Raw genomic sequence first — 13,076 nt, forward strand, 5'->3', positions numbered from 1 at the left:
GTGGCAGCGGCTCACCGCGGGAGCCTTCGTGGCGGCGTTCGTCCCGCTGCTCGTCTTCTTCGCCCTCCGGCGGCACTTCGCACGGGGACTGCTCGCCGGATCGGTCAAGGGATGAGCCCCGGCCGGCACGAGGGGGAAGGCAGGGCGGTGCCCGGGAGCGCGGCGCTGAGCCGGCCCGGGCTGCGGGGCCGCGAAGCCGAGCTGGAGCGGCTGCGCGCCCTGGTCGACGCGGTGCGCGATGGCGAGGGAGGAGCGATCGCGCTGCTCCTGGGCGAGCCCGGGATCGGGAAGACCGTACTGCTGCAGGAGACCGTCTCGATCGCGCGGGCGCACGGGTTCCACGTCAGCCACGGACGCGCCGAGGAACTGCACGAGCTGGCACCGCTGGCCTCGCTGGCCTCCGGCCTCCTGCACGGCGACCCGCCGCTGCTGTCGAGCACGGATTTCGCGGACCTCGCGGGCCACCACGACCAGCGCGTCTGGCTCGTCGAACGACTGGCCCAGCTGATCGAGGAGCGCTCGGCGGACGCGCCCGTACTGATCGCGGTCGACGACGTCCAATGGGCCGACCCGCTGAGCCGGTTCGCCCTGAGCGTCATGCCGGCACGGCTGCTCAGCTCCCCGGTCCTCTGGCTGCTCACGGGCAGGAACGACCCGGAACTGTACGGGCAGGGGACACGGACGACGACCCTCCCCCTCCGGCCGCTGTCCGGCACGGCCCTGGCCGAGTTGGCACGGGACGTCCTCGGCGGGAACGTGCCGACGCGGATCGCGGAACTCCTCGACGGGGCGGGAGGCAACCCCTTCCTCGCGGCCGAGATGCTCACGGGCGTCGCGGCGTCGGGCGCGGACACGACGGAGCGGCTGATCCTCGGTGTACGCGACCGGCTGGCCGATCTCCGGCCGGACACCCTCCACTTTCTGCGGATCGGCTCGGTCCTCGGCCGCGCGTTCTCGCTCGCGGACGCCGCCGCCCTGTGCGGCCGGCCCGCATCCGGCCTCAGCGCCGAAGTGGGCGAGGCGATCACGGCAGCCCTCCTCCACGACGACGGCGAACGTCTCCTGTTCCGCCACGACCTGCTCCGTCAGGCGGTGTACGCCGATCTCGTCCCCTCCGTACGCCGGGCGCTGCACCGCGAGGCCGCGAGCCGGCTCGTCGCGGCGGGCCGGAGCTCGACCGACGCGGTCCCGCATCTGCTGAAGAGCGCCGAACCCGGCGACCGGGAGGCGATCGCGCTGCTCGGCACGGCTGCCGCGGACGTGATCGCCGTGATGCCCGACCTCGCGGCCGACCTGGCCGTACGTGCCCTGGAACTCGTACCGCCCCATGCGCCCATGGTCTTCGACGTGGGGGAACGGGCCGTCGTCGCGCTGACCCGCGCGGGCCGGTACATCCAGGCACGGGACACCGGGGACATGCTGCTCGCCCGGCAGCCGCCCCTGGACGTCTTCGCCCGCCTGCAGTCCGTGCTCGGCGACACGCTGTGGCACCTCGACGACGTCCACGAGCTGACCCGCCGCTCGACGGCGGCGCTGGCAGCCGTCACCGACCCGGTGATCCGCGCCCGGCTCACCGCCCGGCAGGCCCTCGCCCGGTCCCGCGGGCGCGACCTCGGGGCCGCTCGCGAGACCGGCGAACGGGCGCTCGCCGAGGCGAAGCGGTCCGGCGACAGGGAGGCCCGTGTCCTCGCGCTGTGGGGTCTCGGCGAGATCGCCCTCAACGCGGGCGACTGCGCCGCCGCCGCGGAACACCACACGGCGCTGAGCGTGTTCGACACGGCCTTCCTGCCCGAGGAGGCCGTCGCCCGCATCCACCTGGACGACTTCGACACCGTACGGCGACTGCTCCGGACGGCGGGCGACGCGCCCCTGCGCCCCGCCATGCTGATCTGGGCGCAGGGAACCCTGAACATGGGGCTCGGCCGGCTCGACGACGCGGACGCCGACTTCGTCACCGCCGAGCGGCTCGAAGTGGACCTCCACGTGCCCGGCAACCTGGTCAACATCCGCGTCAACCGCGGCATCCTCGCGATGCTGCGCGGCGACCGCGAAGCCGCGTTGGAACACCTGGACGTCGTGCGGGCGGCCGTGGCCGAGCGGCCGAACACGGGCAACCACGCCACGCACCAGTACTTCGAGGCCGTCGTCGCCGAAGCCGGAGGCGACCACGCGGCGGCGGCCGAACTGGTCCGGTCCGTGCAGCGCGACCATCCCTTCTTCCGCTGGCGGCTCCTGCGCCCCCATGTCATCCAGGCCGTGCGGATCGCCCTGCGCGGCGGGGACCGGGAGCTGGCCGAGGGCCTCGCGGCCCAGGCGGCGGAGCACGCCGTCCGCAACCCTTCCGTGCCGACCGCACAGGGGACGGCCGCCCACGTGGCCGGCCTGGTGAACGCCGACCACGGGCTCCTGGAGCGGTCGGTCCGCGTGCTGCTCACCGGCCCTAGGCCGCTGCCCCTCGCCGCCGCTTCCGCCGACCTCGGGCGCGCGCTTCTCGCGGCCGGCGACTCCGCTGCGGCACCCGCCCTGACCAGGGCGCACGACCTCTACGCCCGGGCGGGGGCCGACGCCGAGGCAGAGCGGGTGCGGGCCGACCTAAAGCGGGCCACGAGCCACTCCGGCCGACGCACCGGAGGCCCCCGGCCGCGCCTCGGCCAGGGCTGGGAGGCGCTCACGGCCTCGGAACGCAAGGTGGCCCGGCTGATCGCAGCAGGCCACACCAACCGGTCGGCCGCGGAGGTCCTCGTCGTCTCGCCGCACACGGTCAACACCCATCTGGCGTCGATCTTCCGCAAGCTCTCGGTGCGCTCGCGGGTCCACCTGGCCCGGCTCGTGCTCGCGGAGGACGACGCCGGAACAGACACCGGCGGCTGAGTGACCTCGGCGTCCCCGTGCAAGGTGTGGTGCGCGGTACGGCAACAGGAGGTGCGGGAGCGGTCCTAGCGTGACGGGCATGCCGCGCCGCTCCGACGCGCGGACCAGCCGACCCGAAACGAGGAGACATCCCCATGCCGTACATCACCGTGGGCCAGGAGAACACCAACCCCGTCGAGCTGTACTTCGAGGACCAGGGCGCCGGTCAACCCGTTGTCCTCATCCACGGCTTCCCTCTCGACGGCCACTCCTGGGAGCGCCAGAGCGCCGCGCTCCTCGACGCCGGCTACCGCGTGATCACGTACGACCGCCGCGGTTTCGGGCAGTCCTCCCAGCCGACCACCGGCTACGACTACGACACCTTCGCCGGCGACCTGAACACCGTCCTTGAGACCCTCGACCTGAAGGACGCCGTCCTGGTCGGGTTCTCCATGGGCACCGGCGAGGTCGCCCGCTATGTGTCCACGTACGGCTCCGGCCGCGTCGCCAAGGTCGCCTTCCTCGCCTCGCTCGAACCCTGCCTGCTGAAGAGCGACGACAACCCCGACGGCGTCGCCCCGAAGGAGTTCTTCGACGGCATCGTCGCCGCCGTGAAGGCTGACCGCTACGCCTACTACACGGCCTTCTTCAACGACTTCTACAACCTCGACGAGAACCTCGGCTCCCGCATCAGCGAGGAAGCGGTCCGCCACAGCTGGAACACCGCGGCCCGCGGCGGCTCCTTCGCCGCGTCCGCCGCGCCGGCGACCTGGTACACCGACTTCCGCGCCGACATCCCCGCCGTGGACGTGCCCGCCCTGATCCTGCACGGCACGGCCGACCGCGTCCTGCCGGCCGAGGGCACCGCGCGCCCGTTCCACAAGGCGCTCCCGTCGGCCGAGTACGTCGAGATCGAGGGCGCCCCGCACGGTCTGCTGTGGACCCACGCGGAGGAGGTCAACACCGCCCTCCTCGCTTTCCTGGCGAACTGACGCCCCCGTTGAGACGAACCCAGGAGAGCAGACACCCCATGCAGTTCGGCATCTTCACCGTCGGTGACGTGACCATCGACCCCACCGACGGTCGCACCCCGTCGGAACACGAGCGCATCAAGGCGATGGTCGCCATCGCCCTCAAGGCGGAGGAGGTCGGCCTCGACGTCTTCGCGACGGGCGAGCACCACAACCCGCCGTTCGTCCCGTCGTCGCCGACGACCATGCTCGGCCACATCGCCGCCCGCACCGAGAAACTGATCCTTTCCACGTCCACGACGCTGATCACCACCAACGACCCGGTGAAGATCGCCGAGGACTACGCGATGCTCCAGCACCTGGCCGACGGCCGGGTCGACCTCATGCTGGGGCGTGGCAACACCGGTCCGGTCTACCCGTGGTTCGGACAGGACATCCGCCGGGGCCTCGACCTCGCCAAGGAGAACTACGCGCTGCTGCGCCGGCTGTGGCGCGAGGACGTCGTGGACTGGGAGGGCACGTTCCGTACGCCGCTCCAGTCCTTCACGTCGACACCCCGGCCCCTGGACGGCGTCCCGCCCTTCGTCTGGCACGGATCCATCAGGTCCCCCGAGATGGCGGAGCAGGCCGCCTTCTACGGCGACGGCTTCTTCCACAACAACATCTTCTGGCCGGCCGACCACACCAGGCGCATGGTGCAGCTCTACCGGCGCCGGTTCGCGCACCACGGCCACGGCCGGCATCAGGACGCCGTCGTCGGCCTAGGCGGACAGGTCTTCATGCGCAAGAACTCCCAGGACGCCGTGAACGAGTTCCGTCCCTACTTCGACAACGCTCCCGTGTACGGTCACGGCCCGTCGCTGGAGGACTTCACCGAGCAGACCCCGCTGACGGTGGGCTCTCCCCAGCAGGTCATCGAGCGGACCCTGTCGTTCCGGGAGAGCGTCGGCGACTATCAGCGCCAGCTGTTCCTGATGGACCACGCGGGCCTGCCCCTGAAGACCGTCCTCGAACAGCTGGACATCCTCGGCGAAGAGGTCGTGCCCGTGCTGCGGAGGGAATTCGCCGAGGGCCGGCCGGCCGAAGTGCCGGCGGCTCCCACACACGCGTCACTGCGAGCCGTCCAGGAGGTGTCCGCCGCATGAAGCTGACCGTCGTCTCCGCGGGGCTGAGCACCCCCTCCTCCACCCGCCTGCTCGCGGACCGACTGGCCGAGGCGGCCCGCGACGAACTCGCCGCCCGGGGGCAGGCGCCGTCGACCGACGTCGTGGAGTTGCGGGAACTGGCCGGCGACATCGCCGACCACCTCGTGACCGGTTTTCCGCCGCCGCGGCTGAGCGCCGCGATCGACACGGTGACGACGGCCGACGGCCTGATCGTGGTGACCCCCGTGTTCGCGGCTTCCTACAGCGGTCTCTTCAAGTCCTTCTTCGACGTGATCGATCCGGACGCCCTCTCCGGGAAGCCGGTCCTGACCGCGGCGACGGGCGGCACCGCCCGCCACTCCCTGGTCCTCGAGCACGCCGTGCGCCCGCTCTTCGCCTATCTCCGCGCCGTGGTCGTGCCCACCGCCGTGTTCGCGGCCTCCGAGGACTGGGGCTCGGGCGGAGACGAGTACACCCACGGCCTGTCCGGCCGCGTCCACCGGGCGGGCGACGAGCTCGCCACGCTCATGGCGGCGCGCCCGGCCGGCGCGGAGCCCGAGGACGACGTCACCGTGCTCGAAAGGCAACTCGCCGACCTGCGCTTGGACTGAGACGGGCCCTTGGCCGGGTGCCGGGCCACGGCGCCAGTGGTGGGCTTGCATGGTTCATACTGTTCCGCCGTATGAGCGTGAACCGAGTGAGGACGAGGACCGTGCCCGGCGACCTCGAGCGTGTACGGGCTCCCCTCCACGGCAGGGACGCCGAACTGGCGTTCATCGAGGCGCGGCTCGACGCGCTCGACCGGGGCGAAGGCGGGATCATCCGCGTCGAGGGCCCCGTCGGCATCGGCAGGTCCAGGGTCCTCGCGGAGGCCGCGGCAGCCGCGCGGCGGCGCGGAACGAGGGTGTTCGAGGGAGCGGCGGCCCCCGGCGAACCGTTCGTGCCGCTCGGCCCGCTCCTCGACGGTCTGCTCTCCGGCGAGGAACCGCTGTCGGGCGCCGTCCGCCTCAGGGACCTCGCCACGACACCCGGCCGGCGCTTCTGGCTGCTCCAGGAACTGGGGGACCGCTTGAGGGAGACGGCCCGGAACGGCCCCCTGCTCGTCGTCCTCGACGACCTCCAGTGGTGCGACGACCTGACCCTTCTCACCTTCAACACCCTCGCGGCCGGACTCTCCTCGCACGCCATCCTGTGGCTGGTCGCCGTGCGCGGTGGCAGCGTGCCGTCGGGAGTGCGCACGACCCTGGACAGGATCCGGCGGGCGGGCGCACACGAGCTGGCGCTGGGAACGCTCGACGAGCGGGCGGCCGCGGGGATCACCGAGGACGTCCTCGGCGCCGCTCCCGGCCCGGACGTCCTCCGCGTCGTCCGCCGCGCCGAAGGGGTCCCGCAGCTGCTGGTCGAGCTGCTCGGCCCGCTGCGGGAGGTGGTGACGATCGAGAACGGCACGGCCAGGCTGTCGGCCGGACCCCCCGCCCCACGGGAGCTCCCCTCGGTCGTGCGCCGCCTCGACCAGCTGTCCGACGAGGCACGGGAGCTGGTCGAGGCGGTGGCAGCCGTGGGCGGCCCGGTCACCATCGCGCTGCTGGCCGACCTGCTCGGCAGGTCCTCGGCGGGGCTCATCACCGCGGTGCGGGAATCCCTCGATGCCGATCTGCTCGCCGAAGACGGCGACCACCTAGCCTTCCGCCACGACCTGATCCGCGAGGCCGTGGAAGTCGGCCTCCCCCTGGCCCTGCGAAGAACCGGGCACGACCGGGCCGCCGAGCCGCCGCCGGAGAGCGTGGCCTTCCCTGTCGGGCGTCCCGGGCCGTCGGCCGGAAGAGCGGGGCCGGAAGACGCGACGGAGGCCTGCCGGCTGCGCACCGAGGCGGCGGAACTCGCGGCCACCGCTCCGGGACGTGCCGCGGAACGGAGCCTCAAGGCCCTCGAACTCACCACCGCGGACGCCCCGGAGCGACCGCGGATCGTCGCCGAGACGATCCCGCTGCTCTGGCAGACGGGCCGGGCCGCCCCAGCGCGTGAGTTGGGAGCCGCCACACTGGCGGCCGGCGGTCTCGGACCGGAGGACGAGGCGCGCATACGCCTCGCCCTGGCACGCCTCGCCGTACCGTTCGACTTCTCCGAGGCGATCCGGCAGGCTCGGGCGGGGGCGGCCTTGCCCGGGACCCCCGTGGACGTCAGGGGACGGCTGCTCGCCATGCTCGCCGTGGGCCTGTCGATGTCGGGCGAGCACGCGGCGGCCGAGCAGGCCGCCGCGCAGGCGTGGGAGACCGCGGCGGCAGCGGGGGACCGGTCCGCCGAGGCCACGCTGACGACGGTCCGCTCGGCCGCGAGTTTCCACCACATGGACTTGACCGAGGCGTTCCGGCAGGCCGAGCGGGCCGCCGCGCTGGCCGACGCCCTGGGCGTAAGCACCTCGCTGTGGGTCCCCGAGGCCTTGTGGCACGCTCTCCTGTCGAACACCACCGGACGCTCGGCGCAGGCGCTCGCCGCCGCGGAGGATGGCATCCGGATCACCGGGGAGCAGGGCCGGACGGCGGCCACCCGTATGTGGCTCATGACCCGTTCCCGCATCCTTCTGGAGGCCGGACGGCTGGCGGACGCCCGGGCGGACGCCGAAGCCGCGTCCGCGACGGCCGACGATCCCGGCCCCGGCAACCTCGCCGATGTCACGCTCCGGTACGTGATGATGCGCGTCGCCCTCCACACCGGCGACCGGGGGACCGCACGGGTGTACGCGGCGCAGGCGCGGCGCATGCGGAGCGACGACGCGCCCGTCGTCCGGCACTTCGGCTCCTGGATGCTGGCGCTGATGGCCGACTTCGAAGGCCGGCCCGACCGTGCCATGGCCGAACTCGACGAGACGATGACGTCACCCGCCGCGGACCGACCGGCCTACGCCGGCCTGGTCGACCCCGCCGACGCCCCGGTCCTCGTCCGCCTTGCGCTGCGTGCCGGCGCGCACGAACGGGCCGCGCAGGCAGTGACCCTGGCCGAGCGCATGGCCGCGCTCAACCCCGGCCTCACGCTGCTCGCCGCCACCGCCGCGCACGCCCGCGGGCTCCTGGACAACGACCTCGCCCCTCTCGTACGCGCCGTCCGGCTGTACGAGGACTGCCCCCGGCCGTTGGCCCGGGCGTCGGCACTGGAGGACGCCGGACGCAAGCTGGCGGCCACCCGCAGGTCCGAAGCGGTGCCGTACTTCGAGGCGGCCCTCGCGCTCTACGCGCGAGCGGGCGCCGAGCGGGACGTCGCACGCGTCCGCCGGCGCCTTCGGGCGGCCGGTGTCCGCCGCCGGCCCTCGACGGCCGGGCTCTCCGGCACGTGGCCCGAGCTGACAGCCGCGGAGATACGGGTGGTACGGCTCGTGGTCCGCGGGCTGACCAACCAACAGGTGGCCGAGCACCTCTCCCTCTCGCCGCACACGGTGGGTTCGCACCTGCGCCGGGCCTTCACCAAGCTCGACATCACCTCGCGCGTGGCGCTGACCCGGCTTGTGAAGAAGCGTGACAGCGGAGAGTAGTCGCTTCGTATCCCCTGCGGGCGTCATGACAATGCACGATTCGTGTGATGTGCCGACGCCGTCGCTTTCCTCAGACTGGTCAAGAGCCGCGGACATGGAGTAGCCCGCGGGGAACGTTGGTCGAGAGAGGAACAGCACATGACCGCAAGGCTCCAGCGAGCCCGCCCGGGAAGCCCTGAGCTCCAGGCGCTCGTCGACGAGCTCGCGGAACGGCTCGGCCGGTCCGTCGCCGTCGACGACCCGCTGGTCCGCATGGTCTGCACGAGCCGCCACTTCGGCGACGAGGACCGGGTCCGCATCGGCACCCTGTTGCAGGGCCGCGCCGACAACGCGGCCATCCGGTACGTCCTCGCCCAGGGCGTGACCCAGTGGTCCCGGGCCGGATTCATCGACGGCCGCGACGACCTCGGACTGCTGCCCCGCTACGTGGTGCCCCTGCGCGAGCGCGGGCATCTCCTCGGACTGCTCATGGTGGTCGTGCCCGAAAAGACGCTCACGGAGGACGAGACACGTGCCATCGCCCGATCCGCGGACGCCATGGCTGCCCAGATGCACGGAGAGCACATCGCCGGCGACACCCGGAAGGCCGACGAGCGGGACCTCGTCCTCGAACTCGTCGGCACCGACGCCGCCGCCCGTACCACCGCACGGCGGCGGGGCAAGGAGCTCGGACTGCTCGGAGCGGCCGAGCACGTCATGGTCACCATCGTCCGGCTGAGCTGCGCGACGGAGCTCGTGCGGCAGTGCGAGGCGGCCCTGTGGGGAGCTCTGGAGGGGTTCCGGCAGACGCGTTCGGCCCAGGGCCTCATCGCGGTCGACAAGGAGCGGGCGACACTGCTCCAGCTGCGCGACCACCCACCCGGCCAGGACGAGGTCACCGCTCAGTCCGCCCGCATTCTGGACGAACTCCGCACCTTCCTCGGCCCCTCGGCGGACGCCGTGATCGGCGTCGGCGGCCGGCACGCCGGCCTGGACGACGCCTGGACGTCGTACGAGCAGGCGCTCGTGGCGGCACGCGCGGCGCGCCGGCTGCCCACCCTGAAGAGCGCCGGTGACTGGGAGCTGCTCGGGGAGTTCGCGGTGCTGCTCCAGCTCCCCGAGCACGCCTTGAACGCTTCCTTGATCCCGAAGCCGCTCCGTGTCCTGAGTGGCACTCATGGCGGCGACCGCCTGCGGGACACCCTGCGCTGCTTCCTCGAACACGCGGGATCGATACCCCGGACCGCGGACGCGCTGGGAATCCATCGCACCTCGCTCTACTACCGCCTGCGCCAGATCCAGGAGATCACCGGACTCGACCTCGACGAAGGCGCCCACCGGCTCACGCTGCACTTCGGCCTCAGGATCGAGGAACTCCTCGCCCCGGGCGCCGACGGGGCGGTCTGACCACGGACGCGCTCCGGCGACGCGGCTTCGACAAAGCGAGAAGGATTCACGCCTCGATTCCTACAGCTCGCGGTGGTGCGGGCGGCCTGCCCCATTCGATGATGTGCGAGACGGGCGGTACCGATGTGCCGCCTCTGACCAGGGGAGAGGTCATGAAGGAACTGATCACGACGGACGGCGCACGGCTCGCGTACCAGGACACCGGCGGCGCGGGCGTCCCGCTGGTGATGCTGCACGGCTGGGGGCAGACGCAGGCGATGTTCCGCCACCAGGTCGAGGGGCTGGCGCCCGGCCGCCGCGTCGTCACCGTCGACCTTCGCGGCCACGGGAAGTCCGGCAAGCCGCGGCACGGCTACCGCATCGCCCGGCTCTCCCGTGATGTGTCCGAACTCGTCGAACATCTCGGTCTCGACCGTTTCGACGCCCTGGGCTGGTCCATGGGTGTCTCGGTGTGGTGGAGCTTCGTCGACCAGTGCGGGACCGGACGGATCCGGCGCTTCGTCGCCGTCGACCAGCCCGCGGCGGTCGCCGCCGTGCCCTGGACGACCGAGCGGGAACAGCGGGACTCCGGTGCCATCTTCGATGTGTCGGGGTTGTTGTACCTGTGCGCGTCCCTCGCGGGGGCGGAGGGCGACACGGTCCGCGCCGAATTCGTGCGCGGCATGTTCTCCGGCGAGCCCGACCCCGAGGTGCTCGCCTTCGTCGACGAGGAGATCCGGTCGACACCCGCCTACGCGGGCGTACCGCTGCTGTTCGACCACTGCGCGCAGGACTGGCGCGACGTGCTTCCCCGGATCGACGTGCCGACTCTGGTGATCGGATGCGAGGGAAGCCATGTGCACCCCGATTCCCAGCGCTTCGTCGCCGAGCGGATTCCCGGCGCACGCCTGCACGTCTTCACCACCGACGTGGCGAGCTCGCACTTCCCCTTCCTGGAGAACCCGCCGGCCTTCAATGCCGTGCTGGAGAAGTTCCTGGCTGAGGAGACGGCGAACGGGGTGTGATTCCGCCCTTCGCCCGCACGCGCCACGCACCTACGGCTAGGACCCCCATGACCCTCACACTGATGTCTCGTGTGCCCGAACGGACGCCCCGACAAGCGCCCGATCCCGCCTCGCCCTCCCCCCGCTCGGGGTGGCTGGTCCAGATGCTCTCCGAGATGCCGGAGACGAACGACCGGAACCATGTCTACCTCGGCGTCCATGTCCGAGGGCCCGTCACCGTAGTCCACGGGCGTACCGAGACCCTGCTGGAGCCGAACGACCTGGTCTTCTGCGACCCGGTGCGACAGCACCTGCTGCGGTTCGGCGAGGACTGCCGGATGATCTTCTTCCGGGTGCCCCGCTGCTATCTGGGCGTCACGGAGCCGGAACTGAACCGGGTGCTCGGTGTACCCGTACGCGGCGGGGAGGGGATCGGGGCGCTGGCGTCCGACTTCCTGACCGCGCTCGCCGCCAAGGCCGAGTTCCGCCGGTCCACGATCGGCGACCGGCGTGCCCGGACGGCCGTGCACCTCCTCTCCGTTCTGGTGATGGAGCTCCTCGAAGCGGACACGACGGGCGAGGCCGAGGACGCCTCCGGGGCCGGCAACGAGATGCTGTCCCGTATCCACGGCTACATCGAAGAACATCTGATGGACCCGGACCTCTCACCGGAGTCGATCGCACGCGCCCACCACATCTCCGTCCGGTACCTGCAGAAACTCTTCCAGAACGACGGCAGCACGGTGAGCCACTGGGTGCGGCGGCGCAGGCTCGAGTTCTGCCGGCTCGAACTGGGACGCTCCAACCGGAGGATCACCATGGCGGCGGTGGCACACCGCTGGGGCTTCAGCAGCCCCTCGCACTTCAGCCGCACGTTCCGCGGGGCCTACGGCATGAGTCCCAGCGAATGGCAGGCGCTGGCGACCTCGGCCTTCACGACACCTGCCGGCGCCCAGGACGAGCGAAGGCTCTGAGGCGTGACGACGCCCCACACCTGGCCCGACACCGAGAAGAGAACTCGCATGACCAACCCCACCGTCGTCCTCGTGCACGGTGCCTTCACCGACGCGACAGGCTGGATAGGCGTCATCTCGGAACTGCGGCACAGCGGTATCGCGGTGATCGCCCCGTCGAATCCGCTCCGGGGCCTGACGTCGGACGCCGCCTACCTCGCCTCCGTCCTGGCTCAGGTCGAAGGCCCCGCCGTACTCGTCGGCCACTCGTACGGCGGTGCGCTGATCACCGTGGCCGGCGCCGCGGAGAACGTGGTGGGGCTCGTATACGTGGCCGCTTACGTGCCCCACGAGGGGGAGAGCCTCGGCCAGCTCCAGGAGGGCTTTCCCGAGTCCCCGCTGACGGCAAGCCTGAAGGCGTGGACCTATCCGCTCCTCGACGGCGACTCCGGAGTAGAGGTCACCATCGAGGAATCGGCCTTTCCCTCCGTGTTCGCGGCGGACGTGCCCGAGAGCGTCGCCGCCGTCCTGGCAGCGGCCCAACGCCCGCTCGCCACGGCCGCCTTCACGGAGACCGCGTCCGCGGCGGCGTGGCGGACCAAACCGTCCTGGGCCCTGGTGACCGGGGCGGACCGCACGATCAGCCCCGAGGTCCAGCGCTTCGGCGCCGCACGGGCCGGCGCCGTAGTCGTCGAACTTCCGGACGCCTCGCACGCCGTCGCCCTCTCTGAGCCCACCCGGGTCGCCGACCTGATCAGGGACGCGGTATGCGCGACGAGCTGACGGCTGAAGCGGTCCGCCCGGCCCCCCTCCGTGATCGGCGAGTGCGGTGCCGACGACACCCCAGCTCCGGGACAAGCTGCCGGTGGTGCGGGCCCGCGGCTGGCGGGCGCTGACCCGCTGGCCCGGCTCCTACCTCCTGGTGGCGCGCAGCGGCAGCCCCCTGGTGGTGATCGGCGATCTGGCCGGGCAGCATCCGGTGTACTACCGCACCGACGGATCCGGCATCTGGTGGGCGACCGCCGCGTCCGCGCTCGCCGCGTGGACGGGACCTCGGTCGACGTGACCGCGCTCGCCGCCCGTCTCGCCTGCGGCCAGCCCGACGTGCTCTCCAGCCGCAGCCTGTTCCGCGAGGTGACGCGGGTGCCGGGTGGGCATCTGCTGCTGCTTGGCCCGGACGGGGCACGCGTCGAGCGCTACGAGCCGACCGCATACGCCGGCGTCGACCTGCATCAGCAGGGCCCGGTAGTGCGGTCGCGCTC

Annotated in this window: 10 protein-coding genes; all 10 read left to right on the top strand. The window is 72.2% G+C overall.

The window, feature by feature from the left end; all coding sequences use genetic code 11:
- The first annotated feature begins 111 nt into the window (after positions 1–111).
- Positions 112–2,871, top strand: coding sequence for an AAA family ATPase (locus RIF68_RS01215; RefSeq protein WP_309049215.1), 2,760 nt, complete (start codon positions 112–114; stop codon positions 2,869–2,871).
- Positions 2,872–3,005: 134 nt separating this feature from the next.
- The gene (locus RIF68_RS01220; RefSeq protein WP_076681914.1) at positions 3,006–3,842 is read left to right on the top strand and encodes an alpha/beta fold hydrolase; all 837 of its coding nucleotides are present in this window, start codon (positions 3,006–3,008) and stop codon (positions 3,840–3,842) included.
- A 38-nt stretch (positions 3,843–3,880) separates the two neighbouring features.
- Positions 3,881–4,966: an LLM class flavin-dependent oxidoreductase gene (locus RIF68_RS01225; protein WP_309049216.1), complete on the top strand. Its 1,086-nt coding sequence runs from the start codon at positions 3,881–3,883 to the stop codon at positions 4,964–4,966.
- Positions 4,963–5,577 carry an FMN reductase gene (locus RIF68_RS01230; protein ID WP_076681910.1) on the top strand — a complete coding sequence of 205 codons (615 nt, stop codon included), beginning with the start codon at positions 4,963–4,965 and terminating at the stop codon, positions 5,575–5,577. Before RIF68_RS01225 ends, RIF68_RS01230 begins: the two co-directional genes overlap by 4 nt.
- Before the next feature lie 101 nt (positions 5,578–5,678).
- Complete coding sequence (locus RIF68_RS01235; protein ID WP_309049217.1) at positions 5,679–8,492, top strand: AAA family ATPase; 2,814 nt, start codon at positions 5,679–5,681, stop codon at positions 8,490–8,492.
- 138 nt (positions 8,493–8,630) lie between these two features.
- The gene (locus tag RIF68_RS01240; RefSeq protein WP_309049218.1) at positions 8,631–9,878 is read left to right on the top strand and encodes a helix-turn-helix domain-containing protein; all 1,248 of its coding nucleotides are present in this window, start codon (positions 8,631–8,633) and stop codon (positions 9,876–9,878) included.
- A gap of 152 nt (positions 9,879–10,030) precedes the next feature.
- Positions 10,031–10,882: an alpha/beta fold hydrolase gene (locus RIF68_RS01245; protein ID WP_237283279.1), complete on the top strand. Its 852-nt coding sequence runs from the start codon at positions 10,031–10,033 to the stop codon at positions 10,880–10,882.
- Positions 10,883–10,944: 62 nt separating this feature from the next.
- A complete protein-coding gene (locus RIF68_RS01250; RefSeq protein WP_309049219.1) occupies positions 10,945–11,835 on the top strand; it encodes a helix-turn-helix domain-containing protein in 891 nt (296 codons plus the stop codon).
- Positions 11,836–11,883: 48 nt separating this feature from the next.
- Complete coding sequence (locus RIF68_RS01255) at positions 11,884–12,597, top strand: alpha/beta fold hydrolase (protein WP_076681900.1); 714 nt, start codon at positions 11,884–11,886, stop codon at positions 12,595–12,597.
- A gap of 46 nt (positions 12,598–12,643) precedes the next feature.
- Positions 12,644–12,880, top strand: a complete 237-nt coding sequence (locus RIF68_RS01260; protein ID WP_076681898.1) for a hypothetical protein — start codon at positions 12,644–12,646, stop codon at positions 12,878–12,880.
- Positions 12,881–13,076: the final 196 nt, after the last annotated feature.

The sequence above is a fragment of the Streptomyces sp. genome, from assembly GCF_031178505.1.
GTDB classification, from domain to species: Bacteria; Actinomycetota; Actinomycetes; order Streptomycetales; family Streptomycetaceae; genus Streptomyces; species Streptomyces gulbargensis.